At 68.1% G+C, this 24,637-nt stretch carries 20 protein-coding genes; 8 read left to right on the top strand and 12 right to left on the bottom strand.

Annotation, left to right across the window (positions count from 1 at the left end):
* The first annotated feature begins 14 nt into the window (after positions 1-14).
* Positions 15-923: a TauD/TfdA dioxygenase family protein gene (locus H4W30_RS07035; protein WP_192742023.1), complete on the top strand. Its 909-nt coding sequence runs from the start codon at positions 15-17 to the stop codon at positions 921-923.
* Between the two features lie 122 nt (positions 924-1,045).
* Here H4W30_RS07035 and H4W30_RS07030 read toward each other — a convergent pair whose 3' ends face one another.
* Complete coding sequence (locus tag H4W30_RS07030; protein WP_192742022.1) at positions 1,046-1,444, bottom strand: RidA family protein; 399 nt, start codon at positions 1,442-1,444, stop codon at positions 1,046-1,048.
* Between the two features lie 140 nt (positions 1,445-1,584).
* Here H4W30_RS07030 and H4W30_RS07025 point away from each other — a divergent pair, with 140 nt between their 5' ends.
* Entirely contained in the window at positions 1,585-4,608 is a 3,024-nt protein-coding gene (locus H4W30_RS07025; RefSeq protein WP_318780552.1) for an amino acid adenylation domain-containing protein, read from the top strand.
* A 73-nt stretch (positions 4,609-4,681) separates the two neighbouring features.
* On the opposite strand, the gene H4W30_RS07020 is transcribed toward H4W30_RS07025, so the two are convergent.
* On the bottom strand, positions 4,682-5,887 hold the full coding sequence (locus H4W30_RS07020; protein WP_318780566.1) for a helix-turn-helix transcriptional regulator: 1,206 nt from the start codon (positions 5,885-5,887) through the stop codon (positions 4,682-4,684).
* Between the two features lie 158 nt (positions 5,888-6,045).
* Entirely contained in the window at positions 6,046-6,951 is a 906-nt protein-coding gene (locus H4W30_RS07015) for an aminoglycoside phosphotransferase family protein (RefSeq protein WP_225948806.1), read from the bottom strand.
* Positions 6,952-7,076: 125 nt separating this feature from the next.
* On the opposite strand from H4W30_RS07015, the gene galE reads away from it, so the two are divergent.
* From galE to H4W30_RS07000, 3 genes are read left to right on the top strand one after another with little or no spacing between them, the layout of a single operon-like run.
* Positions 7,077-8,087 (top strand): UDP-glucose 4-epimerase GalE, encoded by a 1,011-nt coding sequence (galE, locus tag H4W30_RS07010; RefSeq protein WP_192742020.1) that lies wholly within the window; start codon positions 7,077-7,079, stop codon positions 8,085-8,087.
* Between the two features lie 50 nt (positions 8,088-8,137).
* Positions 8,138-8,950 carry a phytanoyl-CoA dioxygenase family protein gene (locus tag H4W30_RS07005; protein WP_192742019.1) on the top strand — a complete coding sequence of 271 codons (813 nt, stop codon included), beginning with the start codon at positions 8,138-8,140 and terminating at the stop codon, positions 8,948-8,950.
* The gene (locus H4W30_RS07000) at positions 8,947-9,744 is read left to right on the top strand and encodes an LLM class F420-dependent oxidoreductase (protein WP_192742018.1); all 798 of its coding nucleotides are present in this window, start codon (positions 8,947-8,949) and stop codon (positions 9,742-9,744) included. Before H4W30_RS07005 ends, H4W30_RS07000 begins: the two co-directional genes overlap by 4 nt.
* An 84-nt stretch (positions 9,745-9,828) precedes the next feature.
* Here H4W30_RS07000 and H4W30_RS06995 read toward each other — a convergent pair whose 3' ends face one another.
* Both H4W30_RS06995 and H4W30_RS06990 read right to left on the bottom strand, forming a co-directional pair.
* Positions 9,829-11,022, bottom strand: coding sequence for an FAD-binding protein (locus tag H4W30_RS06995; protein ID WP_225948805.1), 1,194 nt, complete (start codon positions 11,020-11,022; stop codon positions 9,829-9,831).
* A 123-nt stretch (positions 11,023-11,145) separates the two neighbouring features.
* Positions 11,146-12,168 carry a polysaccharide deacetylase family protein gene (locus tag H4W30_RS06990; RefSeq protein ID WP_192742016.1) on the bottom strand — a complete coding sequence of 341 codons (1,023 nt, stop codon included), beginning with the start codon at positions 12,166-12,168 and terminating at the stop codon, positions 11,146-11,148.
* Between the two features lie 149 nt (positions 12,169-12,317).
* Here H4W30_RS06990 and H4W30_RS06985 point away from each other — a divergent pair, with 149 nt between their 5' ends.
* A complete protein-coding gene (locus H4W30_RS06985; protein ID WP_192742015.1) occupies positions 12,318-13,058 on the top strand; it encodes a class I SAM-dependent DNA methyltransferase in 741 nt (246 codons plus the stop codon).
* 54 nt (positions 13,059-13,112) lie between these two features.
* Here H4W30_RS06985 and H4W30_RS06980 read toward each other — a convergent pair whose 3' ends face one another.
* A complete protein-coding gene (locus H4W30_RS06980; RefSeq protein WP_192742014.1) occupies positions 13,113-14,276 on the bottom strand; it encodes a glycosyltransferase in 1,164 nt (387 codons plus the stop codon).
* 159 nt (positions 14,277-14,435) lie between these two features.
* On the opposite strand from H4W30_RS06980, the gene H4W30_RS06975 reads away from it, so the two are divergent.
* Positions 14,436-15,548 carry a hypothetical protein gene (locus H4W30_RS06975; protein WP_225948803.1) on the top strand — a complete coding sequence of 371 codons (1,113 nt, stop codon included), beginning with the start codon at positions 14,436-14,438 and terminating at the stop codon, positions 15,546-15,548.
* Positions 15,549-15,663: 115 nt separating this feature from the next.
* Positions 15,664-16,572, top strand: coding sequence for an aminoglycoside phosphotransferase family protein (locus tag H4W30_RS06970; protein ID WP_192742012.1), 909 nt, complete (start codon positions 15,664-15,666; stop codon positions 16,570-16,572).
* Here H4W30_RS06970 and H4W30_RS06965 read toward each other — a convergent pair.
* The 6 genes from H4W30_RS06965 to H4W30_RS06940 form a co-directional block, all read right to left on the bottom strand.
* Positions 16,544-17,083 (bottom strand): GNAT family N-acetyltransferase, encoded by a 540-nt coding sequence (locus H4W30_RS06965; protein WP_192742011.1) that lies wholly within the window; start codon positions 17,081-17,083, stop codon positions 16,544-16,546. The two genes, H4W30_RS06970 and H4W30_RS06965, sit on opposite strands and share 29 nt — an antisense overlap.
* Before the next feature lie 40 nt (positions 17,084-17,123).
* On the bottom strand, positions 17,124-18,353 hold the full coding sequence (locus H4W30_RS06960; RefSeq protein WP_192742010.1) for a type III PLP-dependent enzyme: 1,230 nt from the start codon (positions 18,351-18,353) through the stop codon (positions 17,124-17,126).
* A gap of 14 nt (positions 18,354-18,367) precedes the next feature.
* Positions 18,368-19,681 (bottom strand): DUF6271 family protein, encoded by a 1,314-nt coding sequence (locus H4W30_RS06955; RefSeq protein ID WP_192742009.1) that lies wholly within the window; start codon positions 19,679-19,681, stop codon positions 18,368-18,370.
* Positions 19,663-20,724 carry a phytanoyl-CoA dioxygenase family protein gene (locus tag H4W30_RS06950; RefSeq protein WP_192742008.1) on the bottom strand — a complete coding sequence of 354 codons (1,062 nt, stop codon included), beginning with the start codon at positions 20,722-20,724 and terminating at the stop codon, positions 19,663-19,665. The genes H4W30_RS06955 and H4W30_RS06950 overlap by 19 nt, the downstream gene beginning before the upstream one ends.
* Before the next feature lie 90 nt (positions 20,725-20,814).
* Positions 20,815-22,599 carry an ABC transporter ATP-binding protein gene (locus H4W30_RS06945; RefSeq protein WP_192742007.1) on the bottom strand — a complete coding sequence of 595 codons (1,785 nt, stop codon included), beginning with the start codon at positions 22,597-22,599 and terminating at the stop codon, positions 20,815-20,817.
* Positions 22,596-24,473: an ABC transporter ATP-binding protein gene (locus H4W30_RS06940; protein ID WP_192742006.1), complete on the bottom strand. Its 1,878-nt coding sequence runs from the start codon at positions 24,471-24,473 to the stop codon at positions 22,596-22,598. Before H4W30_RS06940 ends, H4W30_RS06945 begins: the two co-directional genes overlap by 4 nt.
* Between the last annotated feature and the right edge of the window lie 164 nt (positions 24,474-24,637).

Raw genomic sequence — 24,637 nt, 5'->3', positions numbered from 1 at the left:
GAAAGGCTTGCCCCATGACCGAGACCATCGCGCCGGCCGATATCGAGATCACTCGGCTGGCCGGGAACGTCGGCGCCGAGATCCACGGCGTGGACACCACCGGCCCGCTCAGCGACCAGACCATCGCCGGCATTCGCAAGGCGTTGCTCGACCACAAGGTGGTGTTCCTGCGGGATCAAGGCCTGGACTACGACAGCCAGGTGGCGTTCGCCCAGCGCTTCGGCCCGTTGACGCTGGGGCACCCGATCTACGGCGGCCCGGAGGAACGGCCGCTGGTGCGGGAAATGGATTCGCGCGGCGAAGGCACCAGGGCGAACCACTGGCACACCGACCTGACCTACCTCGCGCAGCCGCCCTCGTTCGCGTTCCTGCACAACAAGGTCAATCCCCCGCTGGGCGGGGACACCCTGTGGGCGAACACCGCGATCGCCTACGACAGCCTTCCCGAGGGGCTGCGCACCCTCGCCGACGGACTGCGGATCGTGCACTCGAACGACTCCGACTACACCGACGACACCTACGACGGCGACCAGAGTTTTCGCGCGAACTACCTCGCCTCGATCTTCGAAGCCGACCACCCCGCGGTCCGCGTGCATCCAGAGACGGGGGAACGATCGCTGCTGATCGGTGGCTTCGCCCGCCGCGTGATCGGCTACAGCCCGCAGGCCGGCCGCGACCTGATCCGCATGCTGCACGAGTACGCGACGAAGCCGGAGAACACCGTGCGCTGGCGCTGGCGCCAGGGAGACCTCGCCATCTGGGACAACCAGTCGACGATGCACTACGCCATCTACGACTACGGCAAGGCACACCGCCGGGGTGAACGGGTCACCTCCGTCGGCACCGTTCCGGTCGGCGTCGACGGCCGCCCGAGCGTTCCGTTGCGCGGACAGGCCGACTCGTTCAGCACCAGCGCCGAATGACCGGCGGAGCCGGCGCGCCTGCCGCGATCTGAGCATCGGGCCACCGGACGAGCGAATGAGGGTGACGGCGCCTGCCGTCACCCTCATTCGGTCGTCCGGTGCTCACCCGCAGACGCGCCCGGTCACCCCTCCGGGAGGATCGCGAGGCCGTCGATCTCCATCAGGAGCTCCGGCCGGAACAACGCCACCACCTGGACGACGGTGCTCGCGGGAGGGCGGGTGGTGTCGATGAATTCGTCGCGCACGGCGAGAATCGCGGGAACCTGACCGATATCGGTGAGGTAGTAGTTGAGCCGGACGATGTCGTCGAAGGACGCCCCCGCCGCCGCCAGGCAGCGGCCCATGTTCTCGAACACCTGCCGGGCCTGTCTCGCGGGATCGCCTTCGCCGACGATCTCGCCGTCGGGAGAAAACGGCATCTGACCGGCCAGCGCGATCACGCGGCCGGGGCCGGTGACGACGTGGCTGTAGCCGTCACTGGGGAAAACGCCGTCAGGGGCGGAAATGTGAGTGAGTGCCATGGTCCTTTCCCAGGCCGGAGGAGCAGGTGGCCGACAAGCCGTCGTCGGTCACATGTTGCCGCATTGGACAACTTTAAGGCAAGCTTGTGACATTCGATTGACAACCCAATCGCGCCTGGCGACTCCACCGAGGGGACACCGTGCTGCCAGATACGAAATGGACGACGGGGCGCCCGAACATCGCCCCTGGTGAAGGCCTTCACCAAGCCATCGCGCGCGTCGCGCTGCTCCGCCCGGACGCGATCGCACTCGTTTCCGGCGGCAGGCGGATCACCTACGCCGACCTCGATCGCACAGCCGACGCCTGGGGGGCGCTGCTGGCGGAAACCGGAGTGGGCCGGGGAGACGTGGTTCCGATCGTCCTGTCGAGGGGACCGGAACTGATCATCGCGCTGCTCTCCGTACTCAAGACCGGCGCGGCGTACGCCCTCCTCGACCCCTCGTGGCCGGAGGCACGGGTCGGCGAAGTGATCGAGCTGCTCGACGCCCGTCTGCTGATCTCGGACAGCGCGAACCGTCCCGCGCCCCGGATCTGGTCGCCACCAAGGCATCCGGTCGAGCCACCACCCACGTTCCGGGCCGCGACAGTCGCCGGAACGGATCCGAGCAATGTCTTCTTCACCTCCGGTACGAGTGGCCGCCCGAAAGGCGTGCTGGTCCCGCACCGGGCGACCCTGCGACTGTTCCAGCGCAACGGATTCGCCCGCTTCACCGCCACCACCGTCATGCCGCTGGCGGCGCCGGTGGCCTGGGACGCCTTTTCCCTGGAGCTGTGGTCGGTCCTGGTGAACGGCGGTACGTCACTGATCATCGACGAGCCGTATCTGTCCTCGGCCGCGCTGAGGGCGGGCGTCGCCGAACACGGGGTCGACTCGGTCTGGCTCACGAGCAGCCTGTTCAACATGATCGTCGACGAGGACCCGGGCGCGTTCTCCGGTCTGCGCCAGGTGATGACCGGCGGGGAACGGCTCTCGCCCCGGCACGTCGGCCGGTTCCTCGGCGAGCACCCCGAAATAGCCCTGTTCAACGGCTACGGGCCGGTGGAAAGCGTCGTGTTCGCCACCACGCACCGGATCACCGCGCCGGACGCGGCGCGACCGGACGGCATCCCCCTCGGCCGTCCGGTTCCCGGCACCGGGGTGCACGTACTCGACGGCGGCAGACCTTGCGCGGTCGGCGAGACCGGCGAGATATGCCTGTCCGGTGCCGGGCTCGCGCTGGGCTACCTCGGCGATCCGGCGCTCACGGCCGAAAAGTTCGCCGACACCGTGATCGACGGAGAAGAAGTCCGCGTCTACCGCACCGGCGATCTCGGCGCCTGGGACGAGGACGGGCTGCTGCGGTTCCGTGGCCGGGCCGACCGCCAGCTCAAGATCCGCGGCCACCGGATCGAGCCCGCCGAGGTCGAACGCCGGATCGAGCGGCTCGGCCCGGTGCGTCAGGCCCGTGTGCTCGCCCGCCGGGACGACGCGGGAACGGCGGTGGATCTGGTGGCGTTCTGCGTTCCCACCGAAGCGGGGGACCCGCTCGAAGGTGTGCCGAGGCTGCTCGAATCCACAATGGCCGCTTATCAACGTCCTGCGGAACTGCGCAGCGTCGACGCGTTTCCGGTCACCGCGCAAGGAAAACTCGACGAGCGGGCGTTGCTGGCGATGCTCACGGACCCACCCGCGCCCGGCGGCTTCCGCCATGAAGATCCCACGGTCCGCCTGGTGGCGGAGACGTTCGCGGCGGTACTCGGCCGGACGTCCGTGCCCGCCGACCGGTCGTTCTTCGCGCTCGGCGGCGACTCACTGGGCGCGGGCCGGGTCTGCGCGCGCTTGGCCGCTCGGTCCGCCTCTCCTGTCCCGGTTTCGCGGCTCTACCGGCACCCGACCGCCGCCGGTCTGGCCGCCTGGCTGGCTTCCGCCGGCCCGGAACCGGCGGACGTCCGACCGGACGCCGTCGAAGTGCCGCTCACCCCGATGCAGGAGGTCTTTCTGACCCGGCACCTGCTCACGCCGGACGACCGGACCGCGAACTGCCTGCTGCTCTGGTCGGTCGAGGGCGACCTCGACCGCGCCGCGCTCCAAGCCGCCGTCGAGGAAGTGCATTGGCGGCACGAGCCGCTCAGCGCGACCTACGCCGCCGACCCCCGGCCCGCCGCCTGGCTGGACGACGTACCCCCGCCGGCACTCGAGGAACTGCCACCGCAACCGGCACTGGACGCCGGAATCCGGGTGCTCAGGGAAACTCTGTCCGCACGGCTGGAACCGGCCAAGGGCGAGGTGTGGCGCACGGCGCTGGTCGAGGCGGGCACCATGACCCTGTTCGGCTGCGTGGTCCACCACATCGCCTTCGACGGGTTCTCTCAGTCGATCCTCGCCCGTGACCTGGCCGCCGCCTACAACGGCACGACGATCGACCTCCCCGAACCGCCCGGCCTCGCCGAGGCCCGGCACCGATCCGCCTTGTCCCGTGACGACGTCCTCGCGCAGGAAACCCAGCTGGCGAAGGAATTCGACGGCGTTCCCGATCTTCAGTGGCCGGACGCGCCCCGGCAGGCCGGCCAGGAGCCGGGCAGGGTGGAAGTCACCCTCTCGCCCGAGATCCTCGCGGAGGTGGACGCCCTCGCGGCCGCGGCGGGCCGGACCAGGTTCGTCGTCCTGCTCGCGCACTGGGCGAGCGCGCTGGCCGAGGTCACCGGGCAACGCGACTTCGCCGTCGGCGTGCCCGTCTCCCAGCGCGCGGATCCGGCCTTGGAGCACGCGATCGGCTGTCACATCACCACCGTCCCGCTTCGCTTGCGAGGTGCCGCGCTGGACGGCGATCCGGAGCTGCTCGGGCGGATCGTCACGCGCGCGTTCGCCACGCAGGAGATCCCCTTACGAGACATCCTGAACCGGCTGAACCGGCCGCGATCGGCCCGGCCACCGCTGTTCCAGGCGATGTTCGCCGTACAGGACAACCCGATCCCCCGGCTGGAACTGGCGGGCCTGCGCACCGCCTTCCTCCATCAGCCGTACATCGACCTGCCGCTGGAGCTGCACACCGAACTCTGGCCGCACGAAGACGGCGGCCTCCGCGCCGAGATCGCCTACCGGCCGGAGGCGGTGCCCTCCCGGGTCGCCACCTCACTGGCCCGCTGTTTCCTGGACCGCCTGTCCGCGGGACCACGCTCTTGACCGCGCCCGCACTGGACACGGCGACAGGAGACCTACGCTGCGCTGACCTTGCCTCGGCGCGGCGATGCCGGGTTCACCGATCCGACGTCAGTGCTTCGGCGAGCGCTCGCCAGATCTCGGCCGCGAGATCGATGTTGAGGCTCTCCTGTGCTTGCCTGGCCAGCTCCTGCAGCTCGCGGCTGCCCGCCTCGACGTCTCCACGCCGGATCGCGATCCGGCCGCGCAGCATGTCCAGCCGTACCCGGTCGCGGAACGCCAGATGCGAACCGTCACCGACCGAGCCCGCCAGCTCGGCCGCCTCGTCGAAGCTACCCGCGGCGAAAGCGAGGTGCGCGCGCAGGGCGCGCAGCTCCTGGTCGTGCTGCACCGAACCGACCAGCGCCACGGCTGCGGCCGCTTCGTCGAGCCACCGTGCCGCGAGCTCGGTTTCCGGATCGGGGCCCTGCAGTTCCATCGACGCCGCCGCGAGCCGGAGCCGCAGCCACAGGATGACGTCCTGGTTGCTGTCGATCCGTTCGAGCGCTTCGGTCATCAACTTCATCGCGCCGCCGTCGTCGCCCTGGCGCTTGTACACCGACGCCGCGGTCCACAACGCCTTCGCCCGGACTTCCGGTGGCGCGTCACGGGTGAGAGCCGACAGCTCGTCGGCGCGGGCCCGGGCTTCCGAGATCAGCCCGGCCTCCGTTTCGGCGGCCACGAGCGTCATGAGCGCCGCCGCCTTGTCCGCGACGGGGAGCCCACCGTCCTGGCACAACTCGACCGCCGCCAGCGCCGTCGTCCTGGCGTCGTCGTTGCGGCCGAGCACGCGGAACAGGCCGGCGAGCTCCACCCGGGACCGGACCCGCAGTTCGAGTACCGCGAGTTCGTCGCTCAGCTCCACCAGTTCGGCCAGCAGTTCGCGTTGTTCCTCGTGCTCGCCGCGCTGGTTCATCGCCGCCGCCAGCAGCCACAGCGCCTGCCAGCGCAGCGTCAGATTCCCGGTATCGGCCCGCAAAGCCCCCGCGAGCGCTTCGACGTCGTCCACCACACCGTTCGCCGAGACGACGGTGGCGAGCTGCTCGGCGAGCCGGGACTCGGAAGCCTTCTCGAACGCCGACGACGAAACGCCGAGCCGGTCCACCAGATAGTTGAGCACGCGCGGGGTCGGCGGACGATCACCCGACTCCAGCCGGGAGAGGTAACCGGTCGACAGGCCGTCACTGGCCAGCGCAGCCTGCGTGAGCCCCTTCTCCAGGCGCAAGTCCCGTAAGCGCCTACCGAAATGCGGCTGCTCCAACACCTTGCCCACGCTCCATCAGGGATCGACGTCACGCGAACCCGGTTCGCGACTGCCGACATCCTACCCTGAGGCAACAACGCTGGCAAATCATGGAAACTCGGCGTGGCGAGCCCCTGACCGCAAGTGGCAAGTCGCGTTCCGGCCCGAACCCGCCCCTTTCACGATCCTCTCAACGAGAAATCGGCGAGAACCTGGCGAACCACGTAACGGGCGTTGGCGGAAATGACCGGGTTCGTCGCACGGTAGTACGGGAGCTGGACGATCGCCATGCCCAGTGCCCAGCCGCGGCCGCGCGACCAGGTATCGGCGTCGATACCGGCCTCGCCACGGAAGATCTCCCGCGCCGGTGGCGTCAGCAGATTCCAGGCGGGAATGAGGTCACTGGCGGGATCACCGACTCCGACGGTGCCGAAGTCGAGGACGGCGGCGAGCCCGCCGTCCTCGACCAGCAGATTGCTCGGCATCAGGTCGGAATGGACCCAGCACGGCGGCCCGGACCAGCCAGGGACGGCGAGCGCGTGTTCCCAGGCCGCCATCGCGGCTTCCGCGTCGAAGGATTCGCCGGTGCCGCGGAGCTTCTCCAGCGCCGCGCGCACTTCCCGATCGATCTCGGCGAGCGGCCCGCCGCGATGCGCGATGGGGCCGCCGGGGAGATCGACCTCGCGCATCGCGAGGACGAAAGCCGCGAGGTCGCGCGCGACGCGCTCGGGCCCGGTCAGCCGACCTTCGATCGCCGGCTCGCCCTCGATCCAGCGATACACCGCCCACGGCCAGGGGTATTCCCGCGTGGCTTCACCCACCGCGACGGCTTCGGGAACGGCGACCGGCAGGAGGGGCGCGAGCCGTGGGAGCCACCGCAGTTCGCGGCGCAGATCCTCGACGCCCCCTTGGGTGAGAGGCAGCCGGACGCTGAGCCGTTCGCCGAGCCGGTAGATCGCGTTCACCGTGCCGCCAGAAGCCGACCGTCGCACCGGCAGCCCCGCCCACTGCGGGAATTGCGTGCGCACCAGCGACCGGACGAGCCCGGCATCGATGTCCGCCTCGTCGGCATGCATCTTGACCATAGGACGAATGAGACCACAATCAGGCGATGTTGCCAAATTGTCAATTCTACTTGTCAAGATTGCTCTTCCTAAGGCAAGCTGGTGCTGTCGGCTTCGTCCGCGCCGGCTTTACCTGCGGGATGGGCATGAAGATCTGCGAGACAGTGAAGCCAGCGAAACCCGGAAGCTGGCTGGTGGTCGGCGGCGCCGGATACATCGGCTCTCACGTGATCCGACGATTGCGTGCGGACAGGCGCGGTGTCGTGGCGTTGGACGACCTGTCCACCGGCGACGCGGCACGGGTGCCCGGCGACGTGCCACTGGTCATCGGTTCCGTCGCCGATCGCACGGTCGTGAGCGCGGTGTTGCGTGAGCACCGGGTCGACGGCGTGATCCATCTGGCCGCGCGGAAATCGGCGACCGAATCGGTCGCCTACCCGCGGCGCTACTACCGCGACAACGTCGAAGGCATGCGGATACTCCTCGACGAGATGATCGACACGGGCGTCAAGAGATTCCTGCTCTCGTCGAGCGCCGCCGTCTACGGGGTGCCGAACAACCCGTTGGTCACCGAGACGACCCCGACGGCCCCGATCAGCCCGTACGGCGAGACAAAGCTGATCTGCGAATGGCTGCTCCGGTCCGCGGGGAGGGCCAACGGGCTGTCCTGGGTGGCCCTGCGCTACTTCAACGTGGTCGGCGCCGCACACCCCTTGCTCGCCGACACCAGCAACGACAACCTGTTCCCGCTGGTGTTCCAGGAAGTTACCGCGGGCAGGCCCGCGATGGTCACCGGCATCGACTATCAGACGAAAGACGGCACGGGAGTGCGCGACTACGTGCACATCGCCGATGTCGCCGACGCCCACGCCGCGGCCGTCGAGCGGCTGGAAAGGCAGCAGTCCGCGGACATCTACAACGTGGGCACCGGCGTCGGCTACTCCGTACTGGAGGTGCTCGACGCGATCCGGGCGGTCTCCGGCCTTCCCGTCGAAGTGACCGCACTTCCACGGAGACCGGGCGACGCGCCCGAGATAGTCGCGAACGTGGACAAGATCGCGCACGATCTCGCCTGGAAGGCACGGCACGACCTCAACTCCATGGTGCGGAGCGCCTGGCAGGCGTGGTCACGACTGGACACGGCGAGCGCGCGCTGACCCGGCCGCGTAGCCCTTGTCAATCACCACAGAGGGGAGTTCCGAACACCATGACAACTCATCGACGTCCGGCCTCGGCATCACCTGTGCTCGGTGCCACCGAACTCGACCGGTTCCACCGGCTCGGCTACCTGATCCTGCCCGGATTCCTGCCGGCGGAGCTGGTGAACCGGATGCGCTCCGAGGTCGACCGGTGGGTCGACGACGGCTTGCGGGCGAAGTCGATCGCCGCGGCGAAGGATCCGGGAACCCACGGGGTGCCTCCGGTCGTGGAGCTGGAACTGCCCGCCCACGGCGAGCTCGTCACCCACGGGCCGCTCATGGACCTGCTCGAAGCGCTGCTGGGCACCGAGTTCGTGTTCCACCACCTGCACAGTGACCGGCAGGCCCCGGATCTGCCGGGGAAGCCGTGGCACCACGACTACGAGCAGGGTGAGGGAAGCGGCCGTTCCCCCCTCATGGTCCACACGTTGCACTATCTCGACGGACTCGCCGAGGACACCGCCTCGCTCGTCGTGCTGCCCGGTTCCCATCTCGAAGAGACGGGCAAGACGGCACGGGCGCATCTGGGCACCGCCGTGCTACCGGGCGAGGTCGTCATCGACCGGCTTCCTCCCGGCTCGACCGTGGTCCTGCACTCGGCACTCTTCCACGCCCGCCGCACGAAGGACGGGCAGTCGGCCAAACCGCGGTACTTCGTGGACAGCTCCTACTGCCAGACCGGAACCCGGTGGCCGCCGGTGAAGCCGTACTGGCGGCACATCCTGAACAGGGCCCGCGAGCTGGGACTCGGTGGCGACAGGCCGGAACTGTTCGCGGAACGGCACTTCACCGAGTTCTCCGCACACGGCGCGATGTCGTGACCGGCCGTCCCGTCCGGATCGGACTGCAGTTGCAGCCCCAGCACGCCGGCTACCGGAAGATCCGGGAAACCGCTGCGGAAGCCGAAGCGCTCGGTGTCGACATCATCTTCAACTGGGATCATTTCTTCCCACTGTGGGGCGATCCCGACGGTCCGCATTTCGAATGCTGGACCATGCTCGCCGCGCTGGCGGAGTCGACCAGCCGGGTGGAGATCGGCCCGATGGTGTCCTGCAACGGTTACCGGAACCCGGAACTGCTCGCCGACATGGCGCGTACGGTCGATCACATCAGTGAAGGCAGGCTGATCCTGGGCATCGGCTCGGGCTGGTGCGAGCGGGATTACGCCGAATACGGCTACGAGTTCGGCACCGACGGCACGAGGCTCGCCGACCTGGCGCGGTCGCTACCCCGCGTCGAAACCAGGCTCGCCAAACTGAATCCACCACCCACCAGGAAGATCCCGATGCTGATCGGCGGCGTCGGAGAGAAGAAGACCCTCAGGCTGGTCGCCGAGCACGCGGACATCTGGCACGGCTTTCACGACCCGGAAACGCTGGCGCACAAGATGAACGTACTGAAGGGACACTGCGCCGCGGTGGGGCGCGACCCCGGTGAGATCGAGATCTCCACCGGGGTGTTCGGCACCCCGTCGCACGTCGGGCGGCCGGACGAGCTGGGCCCCCGGTTGCGCGGGCTCGGTGCTTCCTTGTTCACCGTCGGCATCGACGGCCCGGACTACGACCTGAAACCACTGCGAGAATGGATCTCCTGGCGCGACAGCCAGAATGGGTGACCTCGCGCGAATGTCATGACCGAGCCCCTGTCGCGAGAGCTTCGCGACAGGGGCTCTGTCATGGCATCTGGCCGGCAGGAACGCTTACCCCTGCCCGAAGATGTCGTCCACGAAGGCATTGCGGAACTTGCCTTCGGGGTCGTACTTGCGCATCAACCGCGCGAAGTCGGCGGCCCGCTCGTGCACGCCGGCGATCTCGGAAGCCGCCATCGTGGTCAACTTGCCCCAATGCGGGCGGGCGCCGAGCGGCAGCAGCCGCTTCTCCACTTCCGCGAGCACGGGCTCGACGGCGTCGAAGTAGTCGATCCAGGTGAAGTGAAAGGTCACGGTGTCACGGTGGTAAGCGGGACTCAGCCACAGGTCGTCCCCGCGTACGGTGCGCACTTCCGCGATGTGCATGACCGGCGCCACGAGTTCGCCGATCTCCCGGATCGCGGCGAACGCCGCCGGCGCGGCCGCGCGGGGCAGATAGAACTCGGACTGGAGTTCCTCACCCGCTCCCGGGGTCAGTTCGGGCCGGAAGTGCGGCAACCGCTCGTGCCACGGACCGCGCACGTCCAGTTGCTCGGTGCTGAGCTCGACCGGCATGCCGGGCACGGGATGCATGGGTTCCTGAGCCCGCTGACCGCCGTCCCAGCCCGACTCGGGCCTGCCGAGGCGGCGCTTCAACCAGACGTCGCCGGTGTCGCGCCAGTCGGTGAACAAGCTGACGCTGTAGGCGGCCCCGAACACCTCGTCCAGCGACGACGCCACCTCGTCCAGCGGAACGAGCAGGTGCACTCGCTGTGCCATGGCGAAAGCGGGCTCGATGTCGAGGGTCATCCTGGTCACGATCCCGAGCGCTCCCAGCGCCACCACCGAACCCGCGAATTCGTCCCCGTCGGCCACGCGGCTCACCTCGATCAGATCACCGTCCGGGCCGACGAGCTCCATCCCGGCGACGGAAGAAGCGAGGCACCGTTGCGTGTCGCCGGAACCGTGCGTGCCGGTCGCACACGCGCCGGCGATCGAGATATGCGGGAGCGAAGCCAGGTTCGCCAGTGCGAAACCCTCCCGGTGCAGCACGTAGATCAGGTCCGCGTACCGCATGCCGCCGCTCACGGTCACCGTCCGCGCGTCGTGATCGATCACCACCCGGCGCGGCAATCCGTCCAGCCGTACGAGGTCGTGCTCGGTACCGGCCACGCGGCTGAACGAGTGTCCGGTACCGAGCGCGCGAACGCGCGGAGAGCGAGCCACGACGCGCCGCAACTCGTCGACCGATTTCGGCCGGTGCATGCGGTTCACGTCAAAGGTGACATTCCCTGCCCAGTTCGTGATCGGGGCGTGTGTCGTTGTCATCTTCCCCCCAACGGTGACTAGCTGCCGATGCCCGGCTCAACTGAGGTGAAGCCGGGTAGCTCATTCAGCCGTTGACAGGTCGTCGACGGCGACGAAGCGGAACTCGCGTTCCAGCAAGCCTTCGATCATTTGCGGCAACGAGCCCACGGTCTGCGTGCGGTCGCCGCCGGAATCGTGCAGGAGCACGACCGAACCGGACCGGGCCCCGTCCAGGACCAGCCGGGAGATGAAATCGGTGCCCGGCATCATCCAGTCGTCCGGCGCGACGTCCCACAGCACGGTCGTCAGATCCAGCTCCCCCAGCCAGCCGACCACCTCAGGAGAACAGAGGCCGTAGGGTGGCCGGAACAACGTCGTCTTCGAACCGGACGCCTCGGCGATGGCGTCCCCGGTCCGTTCGATCTGCTCGATCAGCTGTGGCCGGGTCAGCTCCGGCAGGAACGGATGCGACCAGGTGTGGTTGCCGATGGCGTGTCCCTGCTCGGCCATTCTGGCCAGCGACTCCGGATGTGCCTTCGCGTAAGTCCCGACGCAGAAGAAGGTCGCCGGTACCCCGTAGCGTTCGAGGATGTCGAGAACCAAGTCGGTGTAGGGAGGCTGCGGACCATCGTCGAAGGTCAGCGCGACCTGGCGACGCTCCCGGCTGCCGTGACCGAACCAGCGGCCCTGCGCGGCGAGCTCGCCGGCCGCCGGTTCGTTCCCCGCGAAGCCCGCCTCGAGTTCGTCCTCCCGCCCGGTCTGGGTGCCCCGCGCGCGTTCCAGCTTGGTCAGCGCACGCAGGTTCCGCCTGCCCACGCGCGCGAGGTCGGCCGCCGGCACGGAACCGAATACCGGACGCGCGGGCAACACGGCGGGATCGGCCCGGTGGACCTCGATCCCCGCCGCCATCAGGCGGCCGTCGAGTACACCGTTCGTGCTCTCCACGACCACGACGGGAGTCCGCGGCAACCCGCGCAGGTACCCGATCAGGTCCCGGATCCGTCCCGGGGCGAACTTCTCGGCGGGAAACGCGGGTTCTTCCTGGTCGTCGATGACCTGTACTTCGAAGCCGGTCTCGCTCCAGCCGATTCCCGCGTACAACATCCGACTCCCCCTCGTCCGGCGAAGACTGGTGGCCCGGCGAGCGGGCCCGAAGTCCAGAATCAGCTATATTGCCAATCTTGTCAACGTTCGTGACACAAATTTGCCCGTTCGGCTGGCTGCCTGGGGCACCCCCGCGTTACAGTACGGCCGTGGACGAATCTGACGGATATTTCGGAGAAGACGTCGCGGCGACCTATGACCAGTCGTCCGCGAGCATGTTCGAGCCGAGCGCCGTGGACCCGGTCGTCGATCTGCTGGCGGAACTGGCGGGCAAGGGTTCCGCGCTGGAACTGGGGATCGGGACCGGACGCGTCGCGCTTCCGCTGGCGCGCCGCGGAGTCCCGGTGCACGGCATCGAGCTGTCGCGGGCGATGGTGGCCAAGTTACGCGAGAAACCGGGCGGTGAAGCGATTCCGGTGACGATCGGCGACTTCGCGACGGCCAAGGTCGACGGAACGTTCTCGGTCGCCTACCTGGTCTACAACACGATCAACAACCTGACGACACAGGACGAGCAGGTGGCCTGCTTCCGTACCGTCGCCGACCATCTCGAACCAGGCGGCTGCTTCGTCATCGAGGTCGGCGTCCCGGAATTGCGGAAACTCCCGGCAGGCCAGAACGTCGTCCCCTTCCATGTCAGTCCCACGAAATGGGCGTTCGACATCTACGACGTGGCGACCCAGTCGATGAGCTCGAACTACGTCGAGGTCGTCGATGGCCGCGGCAGCTATCACACGATCCCGTTCCGCTATGTGTGGCCGTCCGAACTCGATCTGATGGCCAGGCTGGCCGGGCTACGCCTGCGGGACCGGTGGGCGGGATGGTCACGCGACCCGTTCACCAGTGAAAGCGATCAGCACGTTTCCGTTTGGGAGAAACCGGCGGCCTGACCTGGAAAGCGGAGTGCCGGCGATGGTCACGAACCATCGCCGGCACCGCCGTCGCTAAGCCGTCACGAGTTTACGCGAGACCCGGTTCGCTTCGCGATATACGGCTTCACGGTACTTTTCGCTCAACTTCGGGATCGGCGCGAGAACGCGGCACTCCTCGAAGAATTGGTCCTCGAAGGGCATCGCGAAGCCGACCAAGGGGATCACCTCCAGCTCGGAACGGCAGTCGAACCATTCGCCGAGTTCGGGATCAGCGAGTTCCGCCCGTCCATCCAGCACGGCCCCGACGACCAGGGTGGGGATCCCGTCGATCTTTCCGCGGACGAGACCGAGCGAACCACCGGGGGCCACGCCCGCCAGCTCCCGCTCGATCTCCGGGCAGATCGCATCGATCTCGACCCAGCCACCGAAGGTCAGCGCCAGTTCCAGGTCGAGGCGCGGCCACTTGGCGAGGTAGTAGCGATTGGTGATGGACGCCGAGACGTCCTGTGCCGCCTGGTCCCGGCGATGCGGAAGATGTATCCCGTACACGTCGTGCGCGAGCACGAGCGGTGTTCCGCTCCGGGAGATCCTCAATGCCCATTCCTGATCCTCTGGGCCCCAGCTGACAAAGCCTTCGTCCAGCATCAGATCGTGCCGCCGGATGGTCTCCGCCGGAATGGCCATGAGGCCGGTACGGGCGAACGCCCACGGATACCTGGCATAAGCCGAGGCGTATTCCGCGGAGAAACGAGGATCCAGTTTCACCCGGTCCGCCGTCGCCAGCTCCTCGAGCACCTTGCGGTAGTGCTCGAACGGCCGCACCTCGACATCACCGACCTCGGTGGGGACGACCTCCTCGTAACCGAGCACCTGGCCCATCGCGCAGATGTTGTGACCGTGCTGGAAATACCGGTCGCACAGGGTCTGCAGCGCCGTGGGCGCCAGCACCACGTCCGCGTCCACCAGGCAGATGATCTCGCCGGAGGCCTGGCGGATGCCCAGATTCGTGGCTCTGCTGGTGTTCCAGTCCTCCTCGACCTGCACGGAGAGGACTTTCATCTTTCCGGTGTACTCACGGCACAACGCGGCGAATTCCGGATCGTGCTCCAGCACACCCAGTACGACTTCGAACTTCGCCCTGTCCAGCGTCTGCTCGGCAAGCGACCGCAACACCGGTTTCAAGGTCTGCAGTCGCTGCTTGTACGGGATCACGATACTGAGCACGGGTTTATTCACGGCCACTCCTCGCACGGCTCGACACCGGCCGAAGCATAGGACGCGTGCCCACATCATGGCAAGTTATTGACAAGAGCCTGGCAACCCTGGGGTAGGATGGGGTGGCTCCGGCCCGGAGCCGGCAAAACAGCGTTGAGACGACCTCTACCGGGAGCAACCGTGACACCACCTCCGATCCGGCTCTCCGGCGCCGTGATGACGCATCCGAAGCGGATCGACGCGGCGCGCGCCGTGGCCGACGGCCTGCCGGAACTGGGTTTGCAGGTCGTGGTCGACCCCGAACCCGAAGGCCCCCCGGCCGCGTTGCGCGCGGCCCGGCTCGCCTGGGCCGCGGTCGATCCCGGCGCCACCCATCACCTGGTCATCCAGGACGACGCGGTGCCGTCCGCGGACTTCACCCGAAGGCTGAACTCCCTGATCGCGGCGCAACCCGACGCCGCCGTGAGCCTGTTCACCGAATGGGGCTCACGCACTTCGCATGTCATCCGGATCGCGGCGATGCTCGGCTACACCATGGCCCCGGTCGTGGACGACTACATCCCGGCCGTGGCGCTCGTGCTGCCCGCCGAAGTCGCACGCGGTTTCGAGGAATACGTACAGGCCAAGGTCGACGAGGGTGCCCCGGACGATGTCGCGCTCCTGGACTACCTGAGCGACCTGGGCATCCGGACGGTGATCCCGGTGGCCAATCTCGTGGACCACCGGGACGACATCAGCCTCGTCGGCAACAACGTCATGGGAAACCGCTCGGCCGCCTGCCTTCCGCCGCCGGACGCCGTCCCCGACGGTCCCCATTCGCTGCTGACCGCGCCGGCCACCGTTCCGTACTACGACTTCTGGGGGCAGTACTCCGACGCCTGCATCCCCGACGAGTCCTCTGTGGACGGACGAGTGCGGTCTTCGGCGCGGGTTTGGCTGCGCGAACGCGGTGTCACCTACCAGGACATGATGGTCCTGCTCGAGGAGGCACTGGACAGGCATCCGCAACGCGAGTTCCTCGTCGACCGGCTCAGCGAAATCTCCCTTTCCGAGCTGTGGATCGTCGCGTACCTGCTCGGGGTGATCACGGCCGAACACGCCCGCGCCGTCGGCAGGACACCGGACTTCACCGGACCGCTGACGAAGGCCGCGCTCGCGACTTTCGGGCCGGGTGCCGTGCGCCGCGTCGTACCGGCCCGCTGGCTGCCGGCGGTCGGCTCACTGCTCGAACCGCTGATCCTCGACGGCGTGCGTGCCGGCGCGGCGCGGGAGACGTCCCGCGCGTCGGGCTGAGCATGGACTTCGCACCGCGCGGGTCGTCGGCCGCGGAATCCGGCTCGACGGGCGACGGCCCGCGTGGTGTGATCGACCGCGGAAGTCCAGGACCGCGAGACAGATCATCGAGGAGATGTCCGTGACGATCGAGCAGACCGGCGCGAACCCGGTGATCGACGCCGCCTTGGTCGAGCGGCTTCTCGCCGCCCAGCTGCCGGACCTGGCGTCACTTCCGTTGAAACGCCTGGAGCCCGCCGGATCGGACAACGTGATCTACCGGCTCGGGGACGACCTGGCGGTACGCCTGCCACGCGGAGACTGGTCCACCGGCCAGCCGCGGAAGGAGTTCCAGTGGCTTCCGCGTCTCGCTCCGCGACTGCCCTTGCCTGTCCCCACGCCCGTCGCGCTCGGCTCGCCGGGTGAAGGCTATCCGTGGTATTGGTGCGTTTCACGGTGGTTCGAAGGGGAGACCGCGACCATCGGCGGACTCGCCGACGCGGACAAGACCGCTGTCGAACTGGCGGAGTTCGTGAAGGCCCTCCAGCGGGTGCCGCCGGACGAGACACTCCTTCCCGGGCCGCACAACAGCTTCATCGGCGCCCCGCTCGCCCGTCGTGATCCCGCGACCCGTGCCGCGATCGAGGCCGTGGACGGCGTTTTCGACGGCACCGCGCTCACCGAGGTCTGGAACGCGGCCATGGCCGCTCCCCCGTGGAGCCGGCCACCGGTCTGGATCCATGGCGACCTGCACCCTGGCAACCTCTTGACCGTGAACGGCGACCTCAGCGCCGTCCTGGACTTCGGCGGGCTCGGCGTGGGCGATCCGGCGTGCGATCTGCTGATCGCCTGGACCCTCCTGCCGTCGTCGGCGCGGGAGACCTTTCGTGCCGCGCTGGACGTCGACGACGCCACCTGGGCCCGGGGCCGCGGCTACGCGCTGAGTACCGGGTTGAACGCTTACACGGCTTATGCGGCCACGAACCCACGGGTGGCGGAGAACACCCGCCACCAGATCACCGAAACGTTGAAGGATTCCCGATAGCGTGCCCGCCGGGCCGGAGCGCCCTGGACATGTACACGGCATCTTCACCGTAGCCTGCTGGAAACCCTGCCCCGGGGCACGCCTGGTAACCGTTCGCCGACCAGAAACCACCGCTGCCGGCGACGGCCACCAGCGAGATCCGTTCGTAGGACAGCGATACCGCGCGGAGCGTGAGGTGGCGCACGAGTCGCGTGGCCAGGCCATGGCGGCGAAAGTCCTTGGCGACGACCAGATCGTGCAGGTGCAGGTTCCGCGAGTCCCGGTGGCCCACGCTTTCCGGCCTGGTCAGGTCCGGGCACCCGAACAGCGGGTAGGGCAACGCGATCAAGTACCCCGCCGTCCGGCGTCCGGCGTCGAGCACGAAACAGGTGAGCGGAGACAGCGCGGCGCGTGAGCGCAACGCATCCTCGCCCTCCGAGAGCCCGGAGGCTTGGTAGGCCGAGGTTTCCAGGCCGCGGATGTCCGGCCAGTCCCGCGCCGAGATATGCCGGATCCGGATATCCGCGGACACCTACTCGACCTCCTGGAGTTCACGTGCAGCTCGTCGACCGCTAGAACGGTGTGGCCGTCACCGTGGTGAACACTCGTGTGGGCCGCTTGCGCCCATCGGTGTCACCGGCGGGTGCCACCGTGTACGGGAGCGGGCTGAAACCGTTGAACCCCAGCGTGGTGTAGCTGGTCGTATAGGCGCCGCTCGAGAGTATCCACACCGGATCGCCCGAGGCCACGCCGAGCGGAACCCGCGCCGGATACCGGCCATGACCGGCGGCATCGTCGCTGTCACAGCTCGGCCCGGCGACGATGGCAGGACCGTACTCGCCATCCCGGTGCGCCGGGAACTCCAGGCGATACTGGATCCGGTCCATCTCGTACAGGCCGTTGAACTTGCCACAGCTCAGGTACAGCCAGCGCCGACGCCGGCCGTCGAGCAGCTCCCGGTCGGACAGCCGCGCCACGTGGGCACGGATCGCACCGTGGTCGGCGACCAGGTACCGGCCCGGTTCGATGACGAAGGCCAGTCTGGCCCCGGCCGCTTGCCGAAGCCGCCCCATGCCCGCCCGGATCGTCTCGAATATCCTGTCGAGCGGGGGAATCAGGGGCCTCCCCTGTTCGTCGAGGTAGCCGAGCGCGGGAAGACCTCCACCGAGGTTGACGTGGTCGAGCAGGATCCCCTTCTGCTTCAGGGCGATCAGCACCTCCGCCAGGGAGTCGAACGCGCCCGTCCACGCTTCGGTGGTCATCTGCTGCGAACCGACATGCACCGACAAACCCGAGAACCTCAAACCCATCGCTCGCGCCGTTTCCGCCACTCGCACCGCTTCCGGGCCTGAACATCCGCTCTTGCCGCTCAGCCCCCACAGCGCTCCGTTCCCGGTGGTGGCCAGACGGCAGAACACTCGCGCCCCCGGGGCGTGCGTGGCGATCGCCCGCACGTCCTCGACGCTGTCCGTGGCGAAGTCCCGCACGCCCAGCCGGAAGGCGTCGAGAATGTGCTGATCGGATTTGACGGTGTTCCCGTAATGCACCGAACCGGGCGGCGCTCCCGCGCCGAGCGCGGTCGCTATCTCACCGGGGCTCGCCGCGTCGAATCCGGCTCCTTGCCGGGCCAGGAACTCGACGACGGCGTCCACCGGACAGGCCTTCATCGCGAACCGGACGGCGACGCCGGGTAGCTCCCGTTTCAAAGAAGCGTGGCGTTCGCCGATTCCCTGGAGGTCGAAGACGATCTGGTCCTCGGAGGCCGCCGCCAAGGCGGCGAGCAGTCGCTTGTCGTCGAACATGGTGTGGCTTGTCCTCATCCGCCAGGCGGGGATACGAGATCCGCTTCCCTGCTCGCCGACATCAGTCGTTCCCAGTGGTCGATCAACAGTGCGAAATCCGCGATGTCCTGCCGAGCTTCGGAGAGCAAGTGAGATCCGCGCGACGCGAGGATTTCAGCGAGTTTCGTGTACTTACCGCCGAGTTTCCGGTAGCCGCGCTGGAGACAGTCCAGCCGCAGTACGTTCTCCTCGTCGTCCAGCTCGAGACTTTCCCTGACAACCGCCGAGATCGCGGACGCGCGCACGTGATCCCGTTCGTCGCACAAGGACTCACCCGCCGTCTTCATCCGGCCGTAGATGAAGTTCAGGTACTGCATCGAAAGGAAGAACTTGACCAACCGCAACTGGTAGCCGACGAAGCCGGATTCGGTTCGCCGTTCCGGTGTATGGAAGTTCATGATGTCGCGGTTGTGCTGAACCGCGGGCAGCCCGGCGGCGTGGACGACGTGGAGCAGGAAATAGTCACTGCCGATCGTATCCGTGGCCGGCAGCAGCGGTATCTGCTCATGCACCCGCGAAAAGCCGATGTTGCACATGTCCACGCGCATCGGGTCGAGGACGGTCAGTGTCGAATGGTCCCGGGCGAACGGCCCGGCGCCGGACCCGCGGAAGGACTCCTTCACCAGGTTCCGCTTCTCTTCCTCCGAAGCGTGGGCAGGAGCCCAGAGGCTCACGATGTCGTAGTAGACATCCTCGTCCAAGCGGTGGATCTCCTCGATGTCCACCGAGGGTTCGCCGACGAAGGAGCCACCCACCAGGACGACAGGCCGCTCCGCGAGACCCGGATCCAGCTCGGATTCGGAAACACCGGGCGCCGCGTCGGCCGCGCTCTTGCCGAGCGAAGCGAGCTCATGGTGGATCGGGAAGACCTTGGCGTCGTCCACGACCTGATAGCGGCTGTCGGAATCCCGGCGATGGACCGACTCGCAGCCGAGTGCCGCGCCGAACAGGAACGCGCGGTTGGTGCAGGCCCCATAGGACACACCGGCCGGAAGCATCAAGCCGGGCAGCCGCGACTGCCGGTCGAGGCCTGCTCGCCGGATCACCCCGTTCAGGAAGCTTCGCTGGTACGCCTCGTCCAGATGCCACAGGCTCACCTTCGGCACCCGGCGAGCCGCGCGGACGACCTGGGCGTGTGCGGCGAAGTCGTGCGCGTCCGAACTGTCCAGTACCAGCACCCGCACTTCGACGTCGAAGCGTTCGACGGCGTATCGCGCCTCTTCGATGACGGCGGACAGGGTGTCCGCGCAGGCCCTGTTCGTCGGCAGGGTCAGGCAGATCTTCCGCATGCCTTCTCTCCTCGTGGCGAAGTGTGCCGCCGTCGCCACGGTTCGAGGCCGAGCAGCTTCGCACCAAGGTCGTTCAGCTCGGCGGCCGGATACCTCTCGGATTCGGGCCGTTCCCTGGCGCCGACCAGCGTGCGGTTCCACTCCGGCGTCTTCAGCCACCGCCAGGACTCGACCCGCGATCGCTTCAGCGTGGTGTGCGCTTCCAGCGAGGGCATCATGGCGAGGTACTGGACGGCCCGCACACCGTTCCCGGAGGTGTTGGGCGCCACTCCGTGTGCCAGCATTCCGTTCCAGATCAGCAGGTCGCCCGCCTCGAGTTCCGGCCTGACGACCGGAGTCCGCGCCCGGTCGACCGACGGCCGGATCGGATCGCGATCCGGTGGCTGTTCCGCCTTCCACTCCTCGAAGGTCCGGAACAGTTCCGGCGCACACTGGAAGCCGCCGAGTTCGGGCCGCGTGTCGTTGAGCGCGATGATGCCCTGCACTCGTTGCGGTGGCTCCGGCAACGTGCTGTCGAGGTCCCAGTGCAGCTCGATGTCGAACCCCTTCTCCGTGGGCCGGATGAGCGACCGGGACCGGTTCCCGATGTTGGGCGGGTTGAGGTTGAGCCGGTCCAGGCTCACCCACAGTTCTTCGCAGTCCCACACATCCACGAACGCGTCGTACACCCGCCGCGTCTGCCGGGAATCCCACAGGAGCTGGTGGTGGTAAGCCTCGACGAAGCCGTAGATGTACAGATCCCGTTCCAGTTCCGTCCGGAACTCGCGCTCGGCGTACCAGCTCTCCGGCCGCCGGGGATCGAGCCCCTGGAACTCCCAGGCGAAATCCAGCAGCGATTTCGCGGCCGACGCCGAGATCGCCCTTCGCACGATGACATAGCCCCAGGTTTGCCAAAAATCGAAATCCGCTTCGGAGAGGACCCGCAACGGCCGGGTCTTCCGTATTTCCTTCAACGGGACCTGCGCGACATACGACTCGCCGTCGGAACTCCAATAGGGAATGTCCGAATCCGCTCGATACAGGTCATGGCCACGTGGTGGCATCTACCCTCCAGACGTTGAACGACAACGAGTCTAGAGGGCCGATCAGCTCTTGGTAATATCTTGCCACGAGCTTGGCAACGCCAGGTGGCGTCAGCTGTAACTACGGGCCTGCAGTTCGAACAGATCGGCGTAGAGCCCCCGGCTCGCGAGCAACTCGGCGTGGTCACCGATCTCCGCCACCCTGCCGCCCTCCAGCACGACGATGCGGTCGGCCATCCGGACCGTCGAGAACCGGTGCGAAACGAACAGCGTGACGCCGCCGTTGCTGCCCACCTCACCGGCGGAACCGGCGTACTGCTCGAAGGTCGCGTGCTCGGCCGCCGCGTCGAGTGCCGCGGCGGGCTCGTCGAGCACGAGCATCAGTGGCTGGTCGCGCAGTGCGGAACGAGCGAGTCCCAGCGTCTGCCACTGCCCGCCCGACAGTTCCGCGCCATCCGTGTAACCGTGTCCCAGCGCGCCGTCGAGACCACCCGGTACCCGCCGCACGATCGGCTCGGCACCGGCCCGGCCGAGCACATCGGTCAAGACGTCGTCGTTCCCCATCCGGGCGAGGTCGCCGACACCCACGTTTTCCCGCAACGTGAACTCCAGCCGCGCGAAGTCCTGGAACAGCGTGGAGATCGCGGATCGCCATTCCTCCGGAGGCATTTCCCGCAGATCGACACCGTCGACCAGTATCCGGCCCGCCGTGGGCTCGTACAGCCCGCACAACAGTTTGACGAGTGTGCTCTTACCCGCGCCGTTCTCCCCCACCAGCGCGACAGTGCGGCCGGCGGGCAGGTCGAGGTCGACCTCACGCAGCACCGGCCGATCGCTTCCGGGGTAGCTGAAGCTCACCGCTTCGAGCCGGATGCCGTGCCGCAACCGCGCCGGGACGGGCCTGACCGCGGCCGGTGTCCGGGGCTCCCTCGTCGGCCAAGTCTTCAGCGAATCCAGCCTCCGCAGGGTGTGGCCCGCCGCGTGCAGGGTCGACAGCACGCTCAACGCGGCGGCGACCTGCGCGTTGACCTGCACGGCCAACGTGATGACGAGGACGACGTCGCCGACGGTCACCAGGCCGCGGACGGCCTGCAGCAACACGAGATAGACGGTGGCACAGACAGCGGCGGCGAAGGTCACCTGGCCGAGCGCGCGCAGCGCGGCTCCCGCCAGCTGCCCACGCCACAGCTTTGCCGTCGCCTCCCGCCAGCTTCGCTCATGCCGCCGCTTCAGTGCCGCCTCCGCACCGAGGATCCTGGCTTCCTTCGCCGACGAGGACGAGGTCGCCACGTGCAGCAGATGACGGGCCAGCCGGTTCTGTTCCACCGCGGCGTCGCGCGAGCGGTCGATGGACCGCTGCGCGTAGCGGCCCATGATCACCGGCGGCAGCGCGCCGAGGGGCAGGAGCAGCAGCCACGGTTCCAGCGAAGCCAAGATGACGGTGGTGAGGATCAGTTGCCCGCCGAGCAGCACCACCTGCAGCAGCGCTTCGATGTAGGCCCGCGCCTTCTGGATCTCCTCGCGCACGAGGGTGACCGTGTCGGCGAACTTCGCGTTGTCCAGATGCTCGACCCCGGGAGTGCCGTTGACGTAGCGGATGAGCTCGGAATTGATCCGCGACTCCGCCAGTTCGCCGACTTCGTAGTAGTACAGATGCGCGAAGTGCCCCATCATCAGTTCGGCCACGAGGACCAGGGCGATGAGCACCCCGATGACGAAGGTGGCACCGAGCCGGCCATCGAGCAGGTTGTCGGTGAAGGCTCCCAGGGCGAGTGCGATCCCCGGCGTCGCCAGGTAGCCCAATGTCAGCAGGACGATCGCCTTGAGCAGGCGAGCCCGGTCGGCCTGCCAGGCGAGGGTGAGCAACCACCGTGCGGTGCGAGCAAGGTTCTTCATGAAACCTCGTCCATTGTGGATTCGAGAACCGGCGTCGCCGTTTCGTCGGTGAACCGTTCCGCCTGCAGGCGGAACAGGGTGGCGTACCGCCCGCCCGCCGCGAGCAGCTGGTCGTGAGTGCCGCGTTCGGCGACCCGGCCGTGTTCCAGGACCACGATCTGGTCCGCCCGGCGGACGGTGGAGAACCGGTGCGAGATGATCACCGTGGTCAGGCCGCGGGTGATGTCCAGGAAGCGGTCGAAGAACTCGACCTCGGCGCGCACGTCGAGTTGCGCGGTGGGCTCGTCGAGGACCATCACCGAAGCTCCCGCGTTCACCGCGTGCAGGGCGCGGGCCAGTGCCACCCGCTGCCACTGGCCGCCGGAAAGGTCCCGGCCACCCTCGTACTGACGGGACAACACGGTCCGCGGACCGCCCGGCATGGACCCCAGCATTTCCGCCGCTCCCGCGCGCCGGGCCGCCGCCAGCAGCTCCTCGTCCGAGGCATCGAACTCCGGCGCGCCGAGCGCGATGTTGTCGGCGAAGGAAAGTTCGTAGCGAACGTAGTCCTGGAAGATCACGGCGAGCCGCCGATGCCAGTCCCCCGGCTCGATGTCGCGCAGATCGTGCCCGTCGACGGAAATCCGTCCGCTGGTCGGGTCGTACAGCCGCGTCAGGAGCTTGACCAGTGTGGTCTTGCCGGCGCCGTTGAGGCCGACCACGGCCAGCGAAGTGCCGGCCGGCACTTCGAGATCGAGCCCCGCGAGCACCTCGCGGCCATCGGGGCGATACCGGAATCCGACGTCGTGGAACCGGATCGACCGCTGTGGCAGGCCGTCGGCAGGCAAGGACAGGCCGGATTCGAGCGGGCGCAGGGAGCGGCCTTTGTCGCGGAACGCCAGCAACGCCTCGTAGGCCAGCGACCCGTACTGGGTCTGCACGTCGCATTCCGGGAAGTAGACGCCGAACCGCATCAGGATCAGCACCGATTGCAGCGCGATGCCCAGTTCGAGCAGGCTCAGTCCACCGTGCCCGGCCAGCAGGAGGAACACGACCGTGGCACCGACGAGCCCGGCCGCGGACAACCACAGGAACGGCGGCCCGAGCAGCGCCCGCCTGCCTCGCCACATCGTGCGCAGGTAACCGAGGTCGTCCCGGCGGTGCCGGTCGCGCAGCCAGTCGACCAGCCCGAGAAGACGGATCTCCTTGGCCGCCTGCGGACCGGACGCGAGTGCCTTCACATAGGACACCTTGCGCCGCTCCCCGGCCAGCCCGTCGTAGAAATCACCGAACTTGCCAAGGGAACCGCGTTGACCGAAGCGGATCACCACGGCCGTCACGCCGATCACGACGGCGGCCAGCGGACTCAAGGTGATACCGACGAGGACGACCGCACCGACGAGTTGCGTGTACCTGGCCACGAGGGCCACGGCACCGGCGGCCGCGTCGCCCGGCGACGCGGAAGCGCGGTCGAAAGCCTCTCGCGCGGCGTTGACGTCGTCGAGCAGCTCCGGGTCGTCCAGCGCCATCGCCGGCGCGTCCACCAGCGCGGCGCGCATGAGCAGGACACGGCATCGGCCGTCGACATGCCGCATGACCAGTTCACCGGCCGCGGCCTGGAACGGCGCGAGTGTCTGCTGCAGCCCGAAAGCGGCACCGGCCACGGCCAAGACGGCGAGCAGCGCCGTCCACGCGGCGGGATCGCCGCCGATCGCGGCGGGTACTCGCTGCAGCAGCACGCTCATGGCGACGACGAAGCCGATCGGGAGCAACCCGAGCAGCACGTTGAGCAGCAGCGCCATCGCCAGCGTGGCGGGTGGTACGTAGCGCAGCAGACTCAATATCCGCAGCCAGCGGCCCGCACGCCGCCACACCAGGCCCACCAGAGCGGTCACGTGCCAACCTCCGTCACCGTGCCTCACCGCCTCCCGCGGGATCACCGGAGGTTTCCACAGCTTGCCAGACTGTGCGACACTATGGCAAATCTTATCGCCCAGATTGGCAAACCGGGGTTCCCGCAGTGCATTCCGCGTGACGGACTGCCTGGTGCGTTGACCCG

Source organism: Amycolatopsis roodepoortensis (assembly GCF_014873915.1).
Lineage (GTDB): Bacteria > Actinomycetota > Actinomycetes > Mycobacteriales > Pseudonocardiaceae > Amycolatopsis > Amycolatopsis roodepoortensis.
The sequence above is the reverse complement of the archived record's forward strand: the minus strand, read 5'-3'. Positions and strand labels throughout refer to the sequence as shown.

Bases quoted from the DNA above. Each gene is read 5' to 3' on its own strand.
- H4W30_RS06955 (WP_192742009.1), bottom strand. From the start codon at position 19,681: ATGCGGAAGATCTGCCTGACCCTGCCGACGAACAGGGCCTGCGCGGAC.
- H4W30_RS07035 (WP_192742023.1), top strand. From the start codon at position 15: ATGACCGAGACCATCGCGCCGGCCGATATCGAGATCACTCGGCTGGCC.
- H4W30_RS06995 (WP_225948805.1), bottom strand. From the start codon at position 11,022: ATGCACCGGCCGAAATCGGTCGACGAGTTGCGGCGCGTCGTGGCTCGC.
- H4W30_RS07015 (WP_225948806.1), bottom strand. From the start codon at position 6,951: ATGGTCAAGATGCATGCCGACGAGGCGGACATCGATGCCGGGCTCGTC.
- H4W30_RS07030 (WP_192742022.1), bottom strand. From the start codon at position 1,444: ATGGCACTCACTCACATTTCCGCCCCTGACGGCGTTTTCCCCAGTGAC.
- H4W30_RS07005 (WP_192742019.1), top strand. From the start codon at position 8,138: ATGACAACTCATCGACGTCCGGCCTCGGCATCACCTGTGCTCGGTGCC.
- galE (WP_192742020.1), top strand. From the start codon at position 7,077: ATGAAGATCTGCGAGACAGTGAAGCCAGCGAAACCCGGAAGCTGGCTG.
- H4W30_RS06950 (WP_192742008.1), bottom strand. From the start codon at position 20,724: ATGCCACCACGTGGCCATGACCTGTATCGAGCGGATTCGGACATTCCC.
- H4W30_RS06970 (WP_192742012.1), top strand. From the start codon at position 15,664: ATGTCCGTGACGATCGAGCAGACCGGCGCGAACCCGGTGATCGACGCC.
- H4W30_RS06960 (WP_192742010.1), bottom strand. From the start codon at position 18,353: ATGTTCGACGACAAGCGACTGCTCGCCGCCTTGGCGGCGGCCTCCGAG.
- H4W30_RS06990 (WP_192742016.1), bottom strand. From the start codon at position 12,168: ATGTTGTACGCGGGAATCGGCTGGAGCGAGACCGGCTTCGAAGTACAG.
- H4W30_RS06945 (WP_192742007.1), bottom strand. From the start codon at position 22,599: ATGAAGAACCTTGCTCGCACCGCACGGTGGTTGCTCACCCTCGCCTGG.